Annotated in this window: 20 protein-coding genes; 5 read left to right on the plus strand and 15 right to left on the minus strand. The window is 62.2% G+C overall.

From position 1 onward, the window contains the following. Nucleotides 1–60: 60 nt before the first annotated feature. The gene (fpr, locus tag ACK1U9_RS22570; RefSeq protein WP_046616646.1) at nt 61–840 is read right to left on the minus strand and encodes a ferredoxin-NADP reductase; all 780 of its coding nucleotides are present in this window, start codon (nt 838–840) and stop codon (nt 61–63) included. Nucleotides 841–961: 121 nt separating this feature from the next. Between fpr and finR the strand changes: the two genes are divergently transcribed. Continuing rightward, a complete protein-coding gene (finR, locus tag ACK1U9_RS22575) occupies nt 962–1,888 on the plus strand; it encodes a LysR family transcriptional regulator FinR (RefSeq protein WP_046616645.1) in 927 nt (308 codons plus the stop codon). On the opposite strand, the gene ACK1U9_RS22580 is transcribed toward finR, so the two are convergent. The 3 genes from ACK1U9_RS22580 to ACK1U9_RS22590 form a co-directional block, all read right to left on the minus strand. After that, nucleotides 1,885–2,250, minus strand: a complete 366-nt coding sequence (locus tag ACK1U9_RS22580; protein WP_046616644.1) for a diacylglycerol kinase — start codon at nt 2,248–2,250, stop codon at nt 1,885–1,887. The genes finR and ACK1U9_RS22580 overlap by 4 nt on opposite strands. Nucleotides 2,251–2,323: 73 nt before the next feature. Further along, entirely contained in the window at nt 2,324–2,974 is a 651-nt protein-coding gene (erdR, locus tag ACK1U9_RS22585) for a response regulator transcription factor ErdR (RefSeq protein ID WP_025338000.1), read from the minus strand. Between the two features lie 78 nt (nt 2,975–3,052). Then, on the minus strand, nt 3,053–3,763 hold the full coding sequence (locus ACK1U9_RS22590) for a tRNA-uridine aminocarboxypropyltransferase (RefSeq protein ID WP_085602073.1): 711 nt from the start codon (nt 3,761–3,763) through the stop codon (nt 3,053–3,055). Between the two features lie 220 nt (nt 3,764–3,983). Here ACK1U9_RS22590 and ACK1U9_RS22595 point away from each other — a divergent pair, with 220 nt between their 5' ends. After that, complete coding sequence (locus ACK1U9_RS22595) at nt 3,984–4,403, plus strand: quorum-sensing-regulated virulence factor family protein (RefSeq protein ID WP_085602074.1); 420 nt, start codon at nt 3,984–3,986, stop codon at nt 4,401–4,403. Nucleotides 4,404–4,416: 13 nt separating this feature from the next. Here the strand turns inward: ACK1U9_RS22595 and ACK1U9_RS22600 are convergent, their stop codons facing one another. Continuing rightward, complete coding sequence (locus ACK1U9_RS22600) at nt 4,417–4,626, minus strand: hypothetical protein (RefSeq protein WP_046616640.1); 210 nt, start codon at nt 4,624–4,626, stop codon at nt 4,417–4,419. Between the two features lie 162 nt (nt 4,627–4,788). On the opposite strand from ACK1U9_RS22600, the gene ACK1U9_RS22605 reads away from it, so the two are divergent. Continuing rightward, nucleotides 4,789–5,907: an LOG family protein gene (locus tag ACK1U9_RS22605; RefSeq protein ID WP_025337997.1), complete on the plus strand. Its 1,119-nt coding sequence runs from the start codon at nt 4,789–4,791 to the stop codon at nt 5,905–5,907. 145 nt (nt 5,908–6,052) lie between these two features. Here ACK1U9_RS22605 and recX read toward each other — a convergent pair whose 3' ends face one another. From recX to ACK1U9_RS22625, 4 genes are all read right to left on the minus strand, one after another. Further along, a complete protein-coding gene (gene recX, locus ACK1U9_RS22610; protein WP_196182992.1) occupies nt 6,053–6,523 on the minus strand; it encodes a recombination regulator RecX in 471 nt (156 codons plus the stop codon). A gap of 21 nt (nt 6,524–6,544) precedes the next feature. Beyond that, nucleotides 6,545–7,612, minus strand: a complete 1,068-nt coding sequence (gene recA / locus ACK1U9_RS22615) for a recombinase RecA (RefSeq protein ID WP_015269214.1) — start codon at nt 7,610–7,612, stop codon at nt 6,545–6,547. Between the two features lie 103 nt (nt 7,613–7,715). After that, complete coding sequence (locus tag ACK1U9_RS22620) at nt 7,716–8,198, minus strand: CinA family protein (protein ID WP_108480676.1); 483 nt, start codon at nt 8,196–8,198, stop codon at nt 7,716–7,718. A gap of 126 nt (nt 8,199–8,324) precedes the next feature. After that, a complete protein-coding gene (locus tag ACK1U9_RS22625) occupies nt 8,325–8,978 on the minus strand; it encodes a hypothetical protein (protein ID WP_108480685.1) in 654 nt (217 codons plus the stop codon). A 301-nt stretch (nt 8,979–9,279) separates the two neighbouring features. Here ACK1U9_RS22625 and mutS point away from each other — a divergent pair, with 301 nt between their 5' ends. Continuing rightward, nucleotides 9,280–11,853, plus strand: coding sequence for a DNA mismatch repair protein MutS (mutS, locus tag ACK1U9_RS22630; protein ID WP_046616667.1), 2,574 nt, complete (start codon nt 9,280–9,282; stop codon nt 11,851–11,853). A gap of 140 nt (nt 11,854–11,993) precedes the next feature. Beyond that, nucleotides 11,994–12,317, plus strand: coding sequence for a ferredoxin FdxA (gene fdxA / locus ACK1U9_RS22635; protein WP_004375459.1), 324 nt, complete (start codon nt 11,994–11,996; stop codon nt 12,315–12,317). A 618-nt stretch (nt 12,318–12,935) separates the two neighbouring features. On the opposite strand, the gene rpoS is transcribed toward fdxA, so the two are convergent. The 6 genes from rpoS to ispF form a co-directional block, all read right to left on the minus strand. Next, nucleotides 12,936–13,943 (minus strand): RNA polymerase sigma factor RpoS, encoded by a 1,008-nt coding sequence (gene rpoS / locus ACK1U9_RS22640; RefSeq protein WP_013971277.1) that lies wholly within the window; start codon nt 13,941–13,943, stop codon nt 12,936–12,938. Between the two features lie 108 nt (nt 13,944–14,051). Beyond that, the gene (locus tag ACK1U9_RS22645) at nt 14,052–14,909 is read right to left on the minus strand and encodes a peptidoglycan DD-metalloendopeptidase family protein (RefSeq protein WP_108480677.1); all 858 of its coding nucleotides are present in this window, start codon (nt 14,907–14,909) and stop codon (nt 14,052–14,054) included. 220 nt (nt 14,910–15,129) lie between these two features. Then, nucleotides 15,130–15,768, minus strand: coding sequence for a protein-L-isoaspartate(D-aspartate) O-methyltransferase (locus ACK1U9_RS22650; RefSeq protein WP_161797639.1), 639 nt, complete (start codon nt 15,766–15,768; stop codon nt 15,130–15,132). A 35-nt stretch (nt 15,769–15,803) separates the two neighbouring features. Continuing rightward, nucleotides 15,804–16,553 (minus strand): 5'/3'-nucleotidase SurE, encoded by a 750-nt coding sequence (gene surE / locus ACK1U9_RS22655; protein ID WP_108480678.1) that lies wholly within the window; start codon nt 16,551–16,553, stop codon nt 15,804–15,806. After that, nucleotides 16,541–17,599: a tRNA pseudouridine(13) synthase TruD gene (truD, locus tag ACK1U9_RS22660; RefSeq protein WP_108480679.1), complete on the minus strand. Its 1,059-nt coding sequence runs from the start codon at nt 17,597–17,599 to the stop codon at nt 16,541–16,543. Before truD ends, surE begins: the two co-directional genes overlap by 13 nt. Further along, nucleotides 17,596–18,069, minus strand: a complete 474-nt coding sequence (gene ispF / locus ACK1U9_RS22665; protein ID WP_015269207.1) for a 2-C-methyl-D-erythritol 2,4-cyclodiphosphate synthase — start codon at nt 18,067–18,069, stop codon at nt 17,596–17,598. The genes truD and ispF overlap by 4 nt, the downstream gene beginning before the upstream one ends.

Genomic DNA, 18,069 nt, shown 5'->3' on the forward strand with positions numbered 1-18,069 from the left:
ATGATTCACAGGCACAAGAAAGGCGACCCAAGGGTCGCCTTCTTTGCATCAGCCTACGCCTTATTTCTCGACGAAGGCACGCTCGATCAGGTAATCACCCGGCTCGCGCATGCGCGGGGAGATCTTCAGGCCGAAGCTGTCCAGCACTTCGCTGGTCTCGTCGAGCATGCTCGGGCTGCCGCAGATCATTGCGCGGTCGTCCTGCGGGTTGATCGGTGGCAGGCCGATGTCGCTGAACAGCTTGCCGCTGCGCATGAGGTCGGTCAGACGGCCCTGGTTCTCGAACGGCTCACGGGTCACGGTCGGGTAGTAGATCAGCTTGTCGCGAACCGCTTCACCGAAGAATTCGTTCTGCGGCAGGTGCTCGGTGATGAACTCTCGGTAGGCCACTTCGTTCACGTAGCGCACGCCATGAACCAGGATCACCTTCTCGAAGCGCTCGTAGGTTTCAGGGTCCTGGATGACACTCATGAACGGTGCCAGGCCAGTGCCGGTGCTCAGCAGGTACAGGTGCTTGCCCGGGTTCAGGTCGTCGAGTACCAAGGTACCGGTAGGCTTCTTGCTGATGATGATCTCGTCGCCTTCCTTCAGGTGCTGCAGCTGGGAGGTCAGCGGACCGTCCGGCACCTTGATGCTGAAGAACTCCAGGTGCTCTTCCCAGTTCGGCGAAGCGATGGAATAGGCGCGCATGAGCGGACGGCCGCTTTCTTGTTGCAGGCCGATCATCACGAACTGACCGTTCTCGAAGCGCAGGCCCGGGTCGCGAGTGCACTTGAAGCTGAACAGAGTGTCGTTCCAGTGGTGCACACTGAGGACACGTTCGTGGTTCATGTTGCTCATTTAATGGGGCTCCTGAAGAAAGACGCGGCGCGCGCAAGACGCGCAGTTGCGCGATAGTTTAGGGGCAGCGACAATATCTGTTAACTGGATTATCAAGATATGTGTTATCGGTTATATCGATATGCGATTTACACTTCGTCAGCTGCAAGTCTTCGTTGCCGTGGCCCAGCACCAGAGCGTTTCGCGCGCCGCCAGTGTGCTGGCCTTGTCGCAGTCGGCCGCCAGCACCTCGATCACCGAGCTTGAGCGCCAGTCCAGCTGCCAGCTGTTCGACCGCGCCGGCAAGCGCCTGAGCCTCAACGCCCTGGGCCAGCAACTGTTGCCGCAGGCCGTGGCCCTGCTCGACCAGGCCAAGGAAATAGAAGACCTGCTCAACGGCAAGTCCGGTTTCGGCTCGCTCGCAGTCGGCGCCACGTTGACCATCGGCAACTACCTGGCCACCTTGCTGATCGGCAGCTTCATGCAGGTGCACCCGGAAAGCCAGGTGAAGCTGCATGTGCAGAACACTGCGCATATCGTGCAACAGGTGGCGCATTACGAAATTGATCTGGGTCTGATCGAAGGCGATTGCAACCACCCGGACCTGGAAGTGCAGCCCTGGGTCGAGGACGAGCTGGTGGTCTTCTGCGCGCCGCAGCACCCGCTGGCCAAGATGGGCCGCGCCGATGTACAGACCTTGTCCCAGGAAGCGTGGATCCTGCGTGAACAGGGCTCGGGCACGCGCCTGACCTTCGACCAGGCCATGCGCCACCACCGCACCAACCTCAATATCCGCCTGGAACTGGAACACACCGAAGCGATCAAGCGCGCGGTGGAATCAGGCCTGGGCATCGGCTGCATCTCGCGCCTGGCCCTGCGTGACGCCTTCCGCCGCGGCAGCCTGGTAGCGGTGGAAACCCCTGAGCTGGACCTGATGCGCCAGTTCTACTTCATCTGGCACAAACAGAAGTACCAGACCTCGGCCATGCGCGAATTTCTCGAACTGTGCCGCAACTTCACCGCGGGTTTCACCCGCAGTGACGAGATCGTGTTGCCACCGATCGCCTAAAGCAGGATCACACCCCACACCAGCGCCACCATGGTCAGTGCCACCAGTTGCGCGGCGCTGCCCATGTCCTTGGCGTTTTTCGACAGCGGGTGGCGCTCCAGCGAAATGCGGTCGATGGCAGCTTCCACCGCCGAGTTGAACAATTCGACGATCAAGCCCAACAGACACACGGCGATCATGATCGCCCGCTCCGCACGGCTGACCGGCAACCAGAAGGTGATCGGGACCAGCAGCACATTGAGCAGCACCAACTGGCGGAACGCGGCCTCGCCCTTGAAGGCGGCGCGCAGGCCGTCCAGCGAATAGCCGGCGGCGTTGAAGATACGTTTGAGGCCGGTCTGGCCCTTGAATGGCGATGTCATGTGAGTCACTTCACAACGGAAAGGCCGGCAGACTAGACCGGCTCGGGTCAAAAAAGCGTGAAGCCACGCGCACTCAGCTGCTGGCAACCGATTCAAGTTGTTGCAGCAGCAACGCCGCCTGGGTGCGGGTACGCACACCCAGCTTGCGGAAGATCGCGGTCACGTGGGCCTTGATGGTCGCTTCCGACACGTTCAGCTCATAGGCGATCTGCTTGTTCAGCAAGCCTTCGCAGACCATGGTCAGCACGCGGAACTGCTGCGGCGTGAGGCTGGCAAGGCCTTCGCTGGCGGCCTTGGCCTCGGCCGAGACATCGACCTTTTCGAACGCCTGCGGCGGCCACCAGACCTCGCCGTCGAGCACCTTGCGCACCGCATCCTGGATCACTTCCAGGGTGCTGGACTTGGGAATGAAGCCACTGGCGCCAAACTCGCGGGACTTGACCACCACTGCGGCCTCTTCCTGCGCCGATACCATCACCACGGGGATCTGCGGGTATTGCCCGCGCAGCAGCACCAGCCCGGAAAAACCGTAGGCACCCGGCATGTTCAAGTCCAGCAACACCAGGTCCCAGTCGGCTTTTTCGCTCAGACGGGTTTCCAGTTCGGCAATGCTGGCGACTTCAACCAGGCGTACATCCGGGCCCAGGCCGAGGGTAACGGCCTGGCGCAAGGCGCCACGGAACAGCGGGTGGTCATCGGCAATCAGGATTTCGTAAGTGGCCATCGATCTGGGGATCCTGTTCTGTGTCGGGCACTCGGGTAAGGGTCATTATGAACCAAAGCAGGGGTTGTGCCCCTTGGACTATAGGAAGGTATGCAAACGCTGGTGGGTGTCGTCCTGCTCGTCCAGCGGCAGGCGCCGCTTGCCGCTCAGGTAATGCAGGCTGAACACATCCAGGTAGGCGTCCAGCGCTTGCGAGGCCTGGGTATCACCGGCCAGGTCCAGGCACATGGCGGCGACTTCCGCAGTGCAGAAATGATCGTCGCGCTTGGAGCGCCGCAGGCGGTAGCGGGACATCTGCTCGGCCTGCAGGCTCAACACCGGGAAGCGGTCAAGGTACGGGCTTTTGCGGAACATCTTGCGCGCTTCGGTCCAGGTGGCATCCAGCAAGATGAACAGCGGGCGCTTGCCCGGCTCGCGCACTACCTCGCTGACCACCCGCTCCTGGGCAACGAACTCGCCGGGGAAGACGATGTAGGGCTGCCAACGCGGGTCGTCCAGCAATGCCAGCAAGCGTTCGTCGACAGAAGTGCGCAGCCAGCCGAAAGCCGAGGTGTCCTCTATCAGGTCGGCGATCAGCCAACCAGTATTGGTGGGCTTCAGCGGCTCGGTGTCATGCATCAGCAGGCACACCCCGGAATCGGCCTGCACCCGGGGCTTCCAGGCGCACAGGCAATGAGTGGCGATGACCCGGCAATCGGGGCAGCGTTCGGCACGCGAACCACGAGCGATGAAGGGCTTGTTGCTGCGGGCCAGCCGTTCGGCACGCAGGCGCGCTACCGCATGGCTCATGCCGGCAGGCCTCTGGACAGGTTGGGAATGGACACAAGGATGACTCGGAAAAAACTAAGGGCGCCAGTCTACCAGAACAGGGGGCAATTGCTGTGCAGGTGGCGGCGCGGTCCCTATAATCGCTGTTTTTACCGTACCCCGGCCTCGCGCCTGCGCGATTTCAGGGAACGCCGTCGACCCGCGCATGTCAAAGCGCCAGTCATCGAACCAGGAGAGATTCATGCTGCGCCGTATCGTCCCCGCCCTGAGCCTGTTGCTCGCCCTGCCTCTGGCATCCCAGGCGGCTTCCAAGCAGGAATACGACCTGAACAACATGCTGCAGAAGGTTGCCAAAGAGAGCAGTGTCGGCACCCCGCGAGCCATCAACGAGGACATCCTCGACCAGGGTTACACCGTGGAAGGCAAGGCACTGGTCAACCACCTGAGCGTGCGCCAGGACCATGCCGCGCGCATGCAGGCCAACCCCGAACAAGTACGCAGCCAGCTGGGTGACAGCGTCTGCCGCAACAGCGGTTTCCGCAACCTGATGTCCAAAGGCGCGGTCATGGTCTACCGCTTCACGGTCTACAAGACCAACCAGCCGATCATGGACCAGGCTTTCGACAATGCCAGCTGCGTGGCCGGCAACAAGAAGAAGTAACCCACTTCGATAGCTACGCCTTCTCATCTTCACGGGCGCACCAACGCCCTTCAGCGGCATCGGCGCGCATATCTGCCAGCAGCGCCTGCAGGTAGCGCGACTGGCATTCCAGCCCCGACAGCCTGCGCCGGCACTCGGCTTCCAGGCTCAGGTGATGCACCTGGGCCGCATTCTCCAGCTGCTGGTAAAGCTGCCGGTCCACTTCGATGATCAAGCGATGCATACCGCCACCTCCTGCATCGACACGTTTCGCTTTACCCAGTTAACCAAACCCACATCCCCCGTGGCCGCATGCCGACGGGCGGCTGTACCGAAGACCCTCGGCACAATTGAGCGCAAGGGTCTAGATTGAGGTCAGAGGTATTGGTGCAGAAGGAGACGTTGCATGCCTTACCAATCGAGTGAACTGCTGTTCAGCCACTTCCGCGACAACAACATCGACCTGAGCAACATCGACGCACAACTGCAACTGGTAGCACCGAACAGCCCCAACCTGCCGCTGTACCGCGACATGATGCTGACCATCCTGCGCATGGCCCATGACGACACCGACCGCTGGAGCGCCAAGATCACCCTGCAGGCCCTGCGCGAACTGGACCATTCGTTCCGCACCCTGGAACGCTACAAGGGACGGCGCAAGGTGACCGTGTTCGGCTCGGCGCGCACCCCGCTGGAACACCCGATGTACGCCCTGGCACGCGAACTGGGCGCAACCCTGGCACGCTCCGACCTGATGGTCATCACCGGTGCCGGCGGCGGCATCATGGCAGCTGCCCACGAAGGCGCCGGCAGCGACCACAGCCTGGGGTTCAACATCACCCTGCCCTTCGAACAACACGCCAACCCCACGGTGGATGGCACCGACAAGCTGCTGCCGTTCCATTTCTTCTTCATCCGCAAGCTGTTCTTCGTCAAGGAGGCCGATGCCCTGGTGCTGTGCCCGGGTGGTTTCGGCACTCTGGATGAAGCGCTGGAGGTGCTGACCCTGATACAGACCGGCAAGAGCCCGCTGGTACCGGTGGTGCTGCTGGATTCGCCAGGCGGCAGCTTCTGGCGCGATTGCCTGGACTTCATCAGCCGCCAACTTGAGGAAAACCGCTACATCCTGCCCAGCGACCTGAAACTGCTGCGCCTGGTGCACAGCGCTGATGAGGCAGTAGAAGAAATCAACCAGTTCTACAGCAACTACCACTCCAGCCGCTGGCTGAAGAGCCAGTTCGTGATCCGCATGCATCACCCGCTCAGCGAGGCGGCGCTGTATGACATCCAGGAAGGATTTGCCGACTTGCGCCTGAGTGGCAAGTATCACCAGCAACCTGATAGCAGCGCCGAGCACGAAGTGGGCAATTTCAGCCACCTGACCCGTTTGTCATTTGCCTTCAATGGTCGGGACCAGGGCAGGCTGCGCGAGCTGGTGGACTTCATCAACCTGCCGGAGAACTGGGCCAAGCCGCAACCCATGCATACCACACAGCGGGCCAGGGAGGCGTTGAAGGTCAGTTGATTCCGTGTCCAACGTCAGGGGCGCAATTCACCCTGTGGGAGCGGGTTCATCGAGGCGTCGAACCGCCGCGAAGAATCCAACGTGGTGCATGGCACCGGCTACGCCGGTGTTCGCGGGTAAACCCGCTCCCACAGAGTCCGTGCCTTCAGTAATCGTCAAGATCACGCCCATTGAGCAGGCGGCCGATCATGTCCATGGGGAAACCGCGGTAAGCCAGAAACCGGGTCTGCTGGGCACGGCTGCGCGGATCTTGCGGGCGCTGCCCGGCAAACTTGCGCAGCCATACGTCACGCATGCGCTCGCCCCAGTCCACCTCGCTCTCGCGTAGCGCCTGCTCGATATCAGCACGCGCCAAACCGCGCTGGCCTAGCTCTTCGCGAATACGCGCAGGGCCGTAGCCGGAGCTGGAACGATACCGGATGAAACTTTCCAGGTAGCGGGCTTCGCTAAGCAGCCCTTCTTCGGCGAGCCGGTCGAGTTCAGGCTCGATAAGCTCGTCCGAAGCGCCGCGCTGACGCAACTTGCGCGTCAGCTCGACGCGACCGTGCTCACGTCGCGCGAGCAGGTCCATGGCTGTCCGCCGAATGGCGACGGGGGTGTCGAGTACGGCGGACATGTTCGGCTATCTACCGCGCAATCAATAACCGGCGTCAGCGTCGGCCATATCATCGGCATCGGCTTCGGCAGCAGCAGCCTTACCAGCAGCCGCAACAGCCCCCGAGGTCAGCAGCTTCTCGCGAATCTGCTTCTCGATCTCGGCACCAATAGCCGGGTTTTCAGCCAGGTACTTGGCAGCGTTTGCCTTGCCTTGACCGATCTTGTTGCCCTGGTAGGCGTACCAGGCACCGGACTTCTCGACCAGGCCTTGGGAAACACCCAGGTCGATGATCTCGCCGTTACGGTAGATACCCTTGCCGTAAAGGATCTGGAACTCGGCCTGACGGAATGGCGGCGAAACCTTGTTCTTGACGATCTTGACGCGGGTTTCGCTACCGACCACCTCGTCGCCTTCCTTGACCGCGCCGGTACGGCGGATATCCAGACGCACCGAGGCGTAGAACTTCAGAGCGTTACCACCGGTGGTGGTTTCCGGGCTGCCGAACATCACGCCGATCTTCATACGGATCTGGTTGATGAAGATGACCAGGCAGTTGGCGTTCTTGATGTTACCGGTGATCTTACGTAGCGCCTGGGACATCAGGCGCGCCTGCAGGCCCACGTGCATGTCACCCATCTCGCCTTCGATCTCGGCCTTAGGTACCAGAGCAGCCACGGAGTCGACGATGATCACATCAACAGCGTTGGAACGCACCAGCATGTCGGTGATTTCCAAGGCCTGTTCGCCGGTGTCCGGCTGCGAAACCAGCAGGTCGTCGACGTTGACGCCCAGCTTGCCGGCGTACTCCGGGTCGAGGGCGTGTTCGGCGTCGACGAAGGCGCAGGTGGCGCCGTTTTTCTGGGCTTCGGCGATGACCGACAAGGTCAGCGTGGTCTTACCCGACGATTCCGGGCCGTAGATCTCGACGATACGGCCTTTTGGCAGGCCGCCGATGCCCAGGGCAATGTCCAGGCCCAGCGAGCCGGTGGAGATGGCAGGGATAGCCTGGCGCTCGTGGTCGCCCATGCGCATGACGGCGCCCTTGCCGAATTGGCGTTCGATCTGACCCAGGGCCGCAGCCAAGGCGCGCTTCTTGTTGTCGTCCATTGAAATCCTCACGTGTTCGACTTGGCCCTGACGGCCGGAATACCTGTATAAGTAGCCAGTATTATTCCACAGGCAAGCGCCCGCGCAAACCCCTGTCTTCGATTTACTCGGCACCAAGCTGTAACAAGCCGTCTAACGCGGCGATCACCGTCTGTCGGCGCACCGCCTCGCGGTCGCCGTCGAACTGGCGCCGCTCGCTGAACATGTGGTTGCCGTCGGCCCAGGCCAGCCACACGGTGCCCACCGGTTTGGCCGGCGAACCACCGTCCGGCCCGGCCACGCCGCTCACCGCCACGGCAAAGCGCGCGCCGCTGGCGGCCTGGGCACCACGGGCCATCGCTTCGACCACTTCCTGGCTGACCGCGCCAACCTGGCCGAACAATGCCGCGGGCACTCCCAGCTGACGGGTTTTCTGGGCGTTGGAATAGGTCACGTACCCAGCCTCGAACCAGGCCGAGCTGCCGGGCACACGGGTGATGGCCTCGGCGATGCCGCCACCGGTGCAGGATTCGGCGGTGGTCACCTGCGCGTTGAAGCGGCGCAGGTGTTCACCCAGGCGGGTGGCAAGCGTGGTGATCGGGTCCATGTCGGGCTCCTTGAGGGCTGCCCTCTACCCTAGCATTTCAGGGATGAGAAGTTCGCCATCGGATTTTTGGCGCTCGATCTCGCAAGCGGCAAACCTCTCAAGGCATGCACCTGAAGCCCACACCGATCAGAAATTCAGCCGAAGCACAGTCCGCCAGATGTTCTTCATCGGTGAACGACGATGCTTGGCCCAGTTGCGCTCCCACCACTCATCCTCGTTGCGCACCACCTGTTCCAGGTCGCTACCAGCCACTGCGGCGGCGTGCTGGCGGAACATCATGGGGAACACGCAGTGCTGGCGTAGCCGGTGCTTGACCACCACATCCACCGGGGTGCCATCGTAGGGCGTCTCTGCCAGGATCCGGCAGCCCTCGCGCGACAGTACATAAGCATGCAGCGCCACCACCCGCCCGCGGGCGATGAACGGGAACCAGGTCAGCCAGGTTCGCCCCATGGAATAGCCCAGGTGCAAGACCTCGAAGGGCCGTTTCTGCATGAAGCGGTTCACCCAGCGCACTTGCGAAGGCTTGAACTCATAGGCCTTGGCATCGTCTTCGAAGATCAGGATTCGATCGAGGCCATTGTCCAGCGCATGCCGGGCCAGTTGCTGATGGGACTCGTAGCAACCGCGCTTGGGGTCGCTGTTTTTCTCGACAACATGAAAGTGCACTTCGTTGTCGAGCTGTCGCCCAATGGTTTCGCTGAACAGCGTGCGCCGGTCAGCGCGGGTATCGAGGGAAATACAAAAAACCGCATCTACATCAAAACGAATTGTGCTCACTGCACTGATCAACCTGTTGCAATAATTTTTTACTGGGCCGCAGGCCACCGCAAACGCGTCAGGCAAGCCATCCCTGATAGGCGAAGGCAGGCAATTCTCCACGGAGGCACCATGATGTCAACCTGCATTCAGCGCATCCCTGTGCACTCGCCGGACTTGCGGGTACAGCCTGCCGGGTAGCCGTGTTAACCTATGCGGCTTGAAAATCCGGTGGGTCTCGGCGTCGCGCATGCAACACAGAACGCCCCAATTTGCCCCACAATATTGAGACCTACTTTCTAAGCCCTTGATGAATAAAGCAATTTCCGATTTCTCCGCACACACCCCGATGATGCAGCAGTACTGGAAGCTGAAGAACCAGCACCCGGACCAGCTGATGTTCTACCGCATGGGCGACTTCTACGAGATCTTCTACGAAGATGCGAAAAAAGCCGCAAAGCTGCTGGACATCACCCTGACCGCGCGCGGTCAGTCGGCCGGCCAGTCCATCCCCATGTGCGGGATTCCGTTCCATTCGCTGGAAGGCTACCTGGCCAAGCTGGTCAAGCTCGGCGAATCGGTGGTGATCTGCGAGCAGATTGGCGACCCCGCCACCAGCAAGGGCCCGGTGGAACGTCAGGTAGTGCGCATCATCACCCCGGGCACGGTCAGCGACGAGGCCCTGCTCGACGAGCGTCGCGACAACCTGATTGCCGCGCTGCTCGGTGACGAGCGTCTGTTCGGCCTGGCCGTACTGGACATCACCAGTGGCAACTTCAGCGTGCAGGAGATCAAGGGCTGGGAAAACCTGCTGGCCGAGCTCGAGCGCCTGAACCCGGTCGAGCTGCTGATCCCCGACGACTGGCCGCGCGACCTGCCTGCCGAGAAACGCCCGGGCGCCCGTCGCCGGGCGCCATGGGACTTCGACCGCGACTCAGCGCGCAAGGCCCTGTGCCAGCAGTTCGCGACCAAGGACCTCAAGGGCTTTGGCTGCGACAAGCTGACCCTCGCCATCGGCGCCGCCGGTTGCCTGCTGATCTACGCCAAGGAAACGCAGCGCACCGCCCTGCCGCACCTGCGCAGCCTGCGCCACGAACGCCTGGACGACACAGTCATCCTCGACGGCGCCAGCCGCCGCAACCTGGAGCTGGACATCAACCTGGCCGGCGGCCGTGACAACACCCTGCAGTCAGTGATCGACCGCTGCCAGACCGCCATGGCCAGCCGATTGCTGAGCCGCTGGTTGAACCGCCCGTTGCGCGACCTCAAGGTACTGCAGGCACGCCAGGACTCTATCCGTTGCCTGCTCGACAGCTACCGCTTCGAGAAGCTGCAGCCGCAGCTCAAGGAAATTGGCGATATCGAGCGGATTCTCGCCCGTATCGGCCTGCGCAACGCCCGCCCACGCGACCTGGCACGCCTGCGCGATGCCCTGGGCGCGCTGCCCGAGCTGCAGAACGCCATGGCCGAGCTGGAGGCGCCGCACCTGGCACGCCTGGCCGCCATTACCGGCACCTACCCTGAACTGGCCAGCCTGCTGGAGCGGGCGATCATCGACAACCCGCCGGCGGTGATCCGCGATGGAGGCGTGCTCAAGGCCGGCTATGACAACGAACTGGACGAGCTGCTGGCGATCAGCGAGAACGCCGGCCAGTTCCTGATCGACCTGGAAGCCCGGGAAAAGGCCCGCACCGGCCTGGCCAACCTCAAGGTCGGCTACAACCGGGTGCATGGCTACTTCATCGAGCTGCCGACCAAGCAGGCCGAGCAGGCCCCGGGCGACTACATCCGCCGCCAGACTCTGAAAGGCGCCGAGCGCTTCATCACTCCCGAGCTGAAGGCGTTCGAGGACAAGGCCCTGTCGGCCAAAAGCCGCGCCCTGGCCCGCGAAAAGATGCTCTACGACGCCCTGCTGGAAACCTTGATCAGCCACCTGGCACCGCTGCAGGACAGCGCCGCCGCCCTGGCCGAGCTGGACGTGCTCAGCAACCTGGCCGAACGTGCACTTAATCTGGACCTGAACTGCCCACGCTTCGTCGACGAGCCGTGCCTGCGCATCGAGCAGGGCCGCCACCCGGTGGTGGAACAGGTATTGACCACACCGTTCGTGGCCAACGACCTGGGCCTGGACAACAGCACACGCATGCTGATCATCACCGGCCCGAACATGGGCGGTAAGTCCACCTACATGCGCCAGACCGCCCTGATCGTGCTGCTGGCGCATATCGGTAGCTTCGTGCCGGCTGCCAGCTGCGAGCTGTCGCTGGTCGACCGCATCTTCACCCGCATCGGCTCCAGCGACGACCTGGCCGGCGGCCGCTCGACCTTCATGGTCGAGATGAGCGAAACCGCCAACATCCTGCACAACGCCACCGACCGCAGCCTGGTGCTGATGGACGAAGTGGGCCGTGGCACCAGTACCTTCGACGGCCTGTCGCTGGCCTGGGCCGCCGCCGAGCGCCTGGCCCAGCTGCGTGCCTACACGCTGTTCGCCACCCACTACTTCGAGCTCACCGTGCTGCCGGAAAGCGAGCCGCTGGTAGCCAACGTGCACCTGAACGCCACCGAGCACAACGAACGCATCGTGTTCCTGCACCACGTGCTGCCTGGCCCTGCCAGCCAGAGCTACGGCCTGGCCGTGGCGCAGCTGGCCGGCGTGCCGACGGCCGTCATCCAGCGTGCCCGTGAACACCTGGCAAGGCTGGAAACCACCAGCCTGCCGCATGAACAGCCCCCGGCCCATAAGGCCAAGGACGTGCCACAGGTCCCGCACCAGAGCGACCTGTTCGCCAGCCTGCCACACCCGGCCATCGAGAAGCTGGGCAAGCTGCAGCTGGACGACATGACCCCGCGTCAAGCTATCGAAATGCTATATCAACTAAAGAACCTGTTATAACGGCGCCCACTACAAGCTGGTAGAATCCGCCGCGGTTTGCTGGTGCTGCAGGTTATTAGCCTGGCCTGCAGCCACATGCCCGCAAACCGCGCGGCCCTGAGAGGAAGGGCCGCCGCCGTCGCCTGAGGAGAGAATTAGAAATGACCTTCGTCGTCACCGACAACTGCATCAAATGCAAATACACCGACTGCGTGGAAGTCTGCCCGGTGGACTGCTTCTACGAAGGCCCGAACTTCCTGGTCATCCACCCGGACGAGTGCATCGACTGCGCCCTGTGCGAGCCGGAATGCCCAGCGCAAGCCATCTTCTCGGAAGACGAAGTGCCTGCAGGCATGGAGAACTTCATCGAGCTGAACGCCGAACTGGCGGAAATCTGGCCGAACATCACCGAGCGTAAGGATGCCCTGCCGGACGCTGAAGAGTGGGATGGCAAGACTGGCAAGATTGCAGACCTGGAGCGCTGATAGCGTCCGGACACGAAAAAGGCCCCTTTGGGGCCTTTTTTGTTTTCTGCGGGCAAAAAAAGGGGCGGTTTGACCCGCCCACATTTTTTCCGTAGTCCCTGCTTGTCCCAAACATCATCCTGATGAAATCGCTTCTTGCGACGTCCCTGGCTTCCATCCTGAAAGCCTGTGCATGTCCCTGTGCACAGTTCGAATACTAGCGACTTGAGCCGGTCGGGCAACCGCGAAACCTCACAGAGTGTTGCAGGTGACACATTTCCTCACAGCCGAATAAACCAGGATTTTCAATGAGTTGGGAAAACGCAGGTGCTGGATACGACAATGATTTACTGAAGCGTACATAGAAGGCTTACAGAACAAGTAAGCAAAGGCTTACACGCGATGTTACTGGGGTAGCGCAGTACATAATGTTTTGGGGCTGCTTTGCAGCCCTTTCGCGACACAAGGCCGCTCCCACAGGATAGTGGCGCATTCGAGGGCGATGCAGTACCTGTGGGAGCGGCCTTGTGTCGCGAAAGGGGCGCAAAGCGCCCCCGGCAATTTTGAATGGGGCACCTCTGATCGAAACATACAAAAACGCCCCGAAATCATCGGGGCGCTTTGTGTTGCAGGCTTCCGCTACTGGAACAACGACTCACTGGACAGGCCGTTCTTCTCGAGGATCTCACGCAAACGCTTGAGCCCCTCGACCTGGATCTGCCGCACCCGCTCACGGGTCAGGCCGATCTCCAGGCCAACATCCTCCAGGGTGCTGCTTTCATGCCCGCGCAGGCCAAAGCGACGCACCACCACTTCACGCTGCTTGTCTGTCAACTCGCCCAGCCATTGGTCGATGCTCTGCGACAGGTCGTCATCCTGCAGCAGTTCGCACGGGTCGGTCGGGCGGTCGTCGGTCAAGGTATCGAGCAGGGTCTTGTCCGAGTCCGGGCCGAGCGACACATCCACCGAAGACACCCGCTCGTTCAGGCCCAGCATGCGCTTGACCTCGGCGACCGGCTTCTCCAGCAGCGTGGCGATTTCTTCTGGCGAGGGTTCGTGGTCCAGTTTCTGCGTCAGCTCGCGCGCAGCGCGCAGGTAGACGTTCAGTTCCTTGACCACGTGGATAGGCAGGCGAATGGTGCGGGTCTGGTTCATGATCGCCCGCTCGATGGTCTGGCGAATCCACCAGGTCGCGTAGGTCGAGAACCGGAAACCACGCTCCGGGTCGAACTTCTCGACCGCACGGATCAGCCCCAGGTTGCCCTCCTCGATCAGGTCGAGCAGCGAAAGGCCGCGATTGACGTAACGACGGGCAATTTTTACAACCAGGCGCAGGTTGCTTTCGATCATGCGCTTGCGGCCGGCAGGATCGCCCTTTTGCGACAGGCGCGCAAAGTGCACTTCCTCTTCCGGCGAAAGCAGAGGCGAGAATCCGATCTCGTTGAGATACAACTGGGTGGCATCGAGCGCCCGGCTGTAATCGATATACTTGTGTTGCTTGAGCGAAGAGCCTGACTTGGCCCTCGTCCGAACCGAAGATACAGCAGGTTCGTCTGACACCACATCCGTTTCCAAAACGATCCCCGTCTCCATCAGAAGCAGGTCATCGTCGATGTCAAACTCCGGCACTTCTTTACTGAGAGCCATTGTTATAGTCCTTTGCTGAGTTCGAACTCAGACTCGAGCGGCACCTGTCTCCCTGGCAGCGCTGGAGCCTGTCCCCTCTACATCACAGGAACAGGCCGGGTACAACGGTCAACGACGTGGCAGGAACTGGAGCGGATCGACGGGTTTGCCCTGGCGGCGAATCTCGAAATGCAGCTTCACCCGATCTGTGCCCGTGGACCCCATTTCAGCAATCGACTGCCCTGCCTTGACCTGCTGCCCCTCCCGAACCAACAGCCTGCGGTTATGGCCGTAGGCACTGACGTAGGTATCGCTGTGCTTGATGATGATCAGTTCGCCGTAGCCCCTCAAGCCACTCCCGGCGTACACCACCGTACCATCAGACGCAGCAAAAACAGGCTGTCCCAAATCACCGGCGATATCAATGCCTTTATTCAAACTACCGTTTGAAGCGAATTTTCCAATCAGCACACCGTTGGCAGGCCAGGTCCAGCCGCCTACCGCACGCTCCGCGGCAGGCACCGTAGCGACCACCGGGGCGCTGCTGGAGGCTGCCGGCGTGGCCGGTTTGCTGGTGCTGGCAGGGGGTGTGCCGGTGCTTCCCACAGGCCGCCGGATAACCGTGGTCTTACTCGACGACGATGGGCTGGATACCACCGTGGTGCTGCCGGTAGAGCCACTGCTGAAACGAATCGCTTGCCCCGGGCGAATGGTATAGGGCGTCGCGATGCCGTTGCGCGCAGCCAGTTCCTTGTAGTCCCAGCCATAACGGAAGGCGATGGAGAACAGCGTATCACCAGGTTTGACGATGTACTGCCCGGTAGTTACCGCCGGGCGCTTGGGCACGGTGTTATTGCGGTCGACCACCCGTGCACTGTTGCTGCTGGTGCTCGAGCAACCCACCAGTAGCGCGCCCATGGCCAGTGCAATCACCAGAAGCGTGAAACCCGAACCGTCCTTGCGCTGCCGAATGACTGTGTGACCCACCCGCGCTCCCCTCATGGTGCCGAAAACGATATGAAGACAAGAAATGCAATATTATTGCAATTATAACTAAGCCCGCCCGCATTGGCAGGGTTGGTGAAAGACTGCTGCAAAGCCATGGCACACGCTGTACGCTAGCGCTCCACCCCGCCAGATAGACAGGGCGCTGCTGCAAGAATTCGGTGCTGGCGTAAAAATATCGCGCGGCTCGAACCAGCAGTGTTCAGGCCAGCGGGCCGTTGAGCAGCGGTACGAAGCGCACTGCCCCCAGCACGCGGCGGGAGAATCCATGCTCCTCGCGCACGATCAGCATCAGCTGCTGGGTTTCGCCGGCGGACCCCACAGGGATCACCATACGACCACCGGGCGCCAGCTGATCGAGCAGTGCCTGCGGCACTTCCGGCGCCACAGCGGTGACGATGATGCCATTGTACGGCGCCAGCGCCGGCCAGCCTTCGCAACCGTCACCCCAGCGGAACACCACGTTGCGCAGGTTCAGTTCTACCAGGCGCTCCTTGGCCCGGTCCTGCAACACCTTGATGCGTTCTACCGAGAACACCCGCTCGACCAGCTGGGCCAGGATTGCCGTCTGGTAGCCAGAGCCGGTACCGATTTCCAGCACCTTGTCCAGCGGGCCGGCCTCGAGCAGCAGCTCGCTCATGTGGGCAACCATGAACGGTTGCGAGATGGTCTGGTTGTGACCGATCGGCAGCGCGGTATCTTCATAGGCGCGATGCGCCAGCGCCTCGTCGACGAACAGGTGGCGCGGGGTACGACGGATCACGTCGAGCACCTTGGTGTTCGAAACGCCCTCCTCGCACAGGCGCTGGATCAGCCGCTCCCGGGTACGCTGGGAGGTCATGCCGATGCCACGCCGCAGCATATCGTCCTCACGCATCAGAGCAGGCCCTCCAGCCAACCGTCGAGCTGCTCGAAGGCGTCACTGAAGGTGCGATCGAGCTGCAGTGGAGTGATCGATACATAGCCTTGCATCACTGCATGGAAGTCGGTACCCGGGCCACCGTCCTCGGCGTCCCCGGCCACAGCGATCCAGTAGCCTTCCTTGCCGCGCGGGTTGACCACCTTGGTCGGCGCCGCCGCCAGCGCCCGGTGACCGAGGCGAGTGAGCTGGATGCCACGAATGTGCTCCAGCGGCAGGTTGGGGATGTTGACGTTGAGCACGGTACGCGGCGGCAACACCAGGCGCGACTGCGCCTCGACCAGGCGGCGGGCGATATGGGCCGCGGTCGGCAGGTTGTCCGGCAGGCGCGACAACAGCGAAAACGCCAGGGAGGTACCGCCAAGGAAGCGACCTTCCAACGCGGCTGCGACCGTGCCCGAATAGAGCACATCGTCACCCAGGTTGGCACCGAGGTTGATCCCCGACACCACCATGTCCGGCGCCTGTGGCAACAGCCCATTGAGCCCCAGGTGCACACAGTCGGTCGGCGTGCCGTTGAGGCTGATGAAGCCATTGGCCAAGGTCTGCGGGTGCAGTGGCCGGTCCAGCGTCAGCGAACTGCTGGCGCCGCTCTTGTCTTGATCCGGGGCAATAACCACGCACTCGGCGTAATCCGCCAGCGCAGCGTGCAGCGCGGCGATGCCGGGTGCGGTAACACCGTCGTCGTTCGAAATCAGAATACGCATGAGCTGTCCGTCTGCCCCGCCGACACCAGATCCACGACTTCGCGCACCACCACGGTGGCGAAGCATCCGGCCGGAAGGACGAATTCCAGTTGCAGGATATCAGGCTCGGGATAATGCCACGTAAGACCGCCAATAGGGAGCCGCAGAATGCGTCGTTCGTGATCCATGCCCGCCAAGGCCAGCCACTGGCAAAGTGCCGGCTGCCGTGCGGCGATCGCATCCTCTTGTTGCGCGGTACCTCCGGTAGCTGGCGAATCGCCGGCCCCCCACAGCGGGCCGGTCGGATGCAGGTCAAGGATCGCCAGCCGAGGATCAGAACATTCCGACTCTCCAGCAGGAAAGAAGCTACGACTCGTGGTGAACGCCAACAGGTCGCCCACCTGCGCACGCGCCCAGCTGCCGTCGGCAACACGGGCTGCCAACACTTGGTTGAACAGGTAGCTGCGCCCGGCAGAAAGCAACCGCGAACGCACGTTGCGCTGTTCGGGCAGGGCCTTGCGTGCGGCCCAATCGAGGGCGTCATGAACGTTGCCACCACCGTGGCCGAAGCGCTGGGTGCCGAAATAATTCGGCACACCGTGCTGCTTGAGTTGTTCCAGGCGCGCATCCAAAGCCTTGTGATCGGCAGCCAGGGCCGTCAGGCGCAGCGTGAAACCGTTGGCCGAATGTGCGCCGCGCTGCAGCTTGCGCTGATGGCGCACCTGTTTGAGCACACGCAGGCTGGCATCCTCGGCACGCGACAGGTCCGGGTCGGCCTTGCCTGGCAGATGCAGGCTGAACCACTGGCGGGTCAAGGCCTGGCGGTCCTTGAGGCCGGCATAGCTGATCGTACGCACCGGCACACCGGCGGCACGCGCCAGGCGGCGGGCGGCCTCCTCGGTGTTCAGGTCACGCTTCTCGACCCACAGCCAAAGGTGCTCGCCCTGGCCCGACAGGGGGATGTCCAGTACTTCGTCGACCTGGAAATCTTCGGCCACCGCCTTGAGGACGGCGGTACCCAGTGGTTCGCCCGATGCGCGCGGGCCCAGCAGTTCCAGTTCGGTCATGCTGGCAGCAGCAGGGCTACCGAATGCACGGCGATGCCCTCCTCGCGGCCGGTGAAGCCGAGCTTCTCGGTGGTGGTAGCCTTGACGTTGACCTGGTCGAGTTCGACCTGCAGGTCTTCGGCGATCAGCTTGCGCATGGTCTCGATGTGCGGGGCCATCTTCGGCGCCTGGGCGACAATGGTGGCGTCGATGTTGCCGACCTTCCAGCCCTTGGCCTGCACGATGCCGACCACATGGCGCAGCAGAACGCGGCTGTCGGCGCCCTTGAACTGCGGATCGGTGTCGGGGAAGTGTTTGCCGATGTCACCCAGCGCAGCCGCGCCAAGCAAGGCATCGCTCAGGGCGTGCAGCAGCACGTCGCCATCGGAATGGGCCAGGAGGCCGTATTTGTGGGGGATACGCACCCCGCCCAGGGTAATGAAATCACCGTCGCAGAAACGGTGCACATCGTAGCCGTGGCCAATACGCAT

The organism is Pseudomonas sp. XP1 (genome assembly GCF_053557675.1).

Excerpts from the sequence above, each read along its gene's own strand:
- fpr (WP_046616646.1), bottom strand. The coding sequence starts at position 840 with ATGAGCAACATGAACCACGAACGTGTCCTCAGTGTGCACCACTGGAAC.
- finR (WP_046616645.1), top strand. The coding sequence starts at position 962 with ATGCGATTTACACTTCGTCAGCTGCAAGTCTTCGTTGCCGTGGCCCAG.
- ACK1U9_RS22580 (WP_046616644.1), bottom strand. The coding sequence starts at position 2,250 with ATGACATCGCCATTCAAGGGCCAGACCGGCCTCAAACGTATCTTCAAC.
- erdR (WP_025338000.1), bottom strand. The coding sequence starts at position 2,974 with ATGGCCACTTACGAAATCCTGATTGCCGATGACCACCCGCTGTTCCGT.
- ACK1U9_RS22590 (WP_085602073.1), bottom strand. The coding sequence starts at position 3,763 with ATGAGCCATGCGGTAGCGCGCCTGCGTGCCGAACGGCTGGCCCGCAGC.
- ACK1U9_RS22595 (WP_085602074.1), top strand. The coding sequence starts at position 3,984 with ATGCTGCGCCGTATCGTCCCCGCCCTGAGCCTGTTGCTCGCCCTGCCT.
- ACK1U9_RS22600 (WP_046616640.1), bottom strand. The coding sequence starts at position 4,626 with ATGCATCGCTTGATCATCGAAGTGGACCGGCAGCTTTACCAGCAGCTG.
- ACK1U9_RS22605 (WP_025337997.1), top strand. The coding sequence starts at position 4,789 with ATGCCTTACCAATCGAGTGAACTGCTGTTCAGCCACTTCCGCGACAAC.
- recX (WP_196182992.1), bottom strand. The coding sequence starts at position 6,523 with ATGTCCGCCGTACTCGACACCCCCGTCGCCATTCGGCGGACAGCCATG.
- recA (WP_015269214.1), bottom strand. The coding sequence starts at position 7,612 with ATGGACGACAACAAGAAGCGCGCCTTGGCTGCGGCCCTGGGTCAGATC.
- ACK1U9_RS22620 (WP_108480676.1), bottom strand. The coding sequence starts at position 8,198 with ATGGACCCGATCACCACGCTTGCCACCCGCCTGGGTGAACACCTGCGC.
- fdxA (WP_004375459.1), top strand. The coding sequence starts at position 11,994 with ATGACCTTCGTCGTCACCGACAACTGCATCAAATGCAAATACACCGAC.
- rpoS (WP_013971277.1), bottom strand. The coding sequence starts at position 13,943 with ATGGCTCTCAGTAAAGAAGTGCCGGAGTTTGACATCGACGATGACCTG.
- ACK1U9_RS22650 (WP_161797639.1), bottom strand. The coding sequence starts at position 15,768 with ATGACCTCCCAGCGTACCCGGGAGCGGCTGATCCAGCGCCTGTGCGAG.
- surE (WP_108480678.1), bottom strand. The coding sequence starts at position 16,553 with ATGCGTATTCTGATTTCGAACGACGACGGTGTTACCGCACCCGGCATC.
- truD (WP_108480679.1), bottom strand. The coding sequence starts at position 17,599 with ATGACCGAACTGGAACTGCTGGGCCCGCGCGCATCGGGCGAACCACTG.
- ispF (WP_015269207.1), bottom strand. The coding sequence starts at position 18,069 with ATGCGTATTGGCCACGGCTACGATGTGCACCGTTTCTGCGACGGTGAT.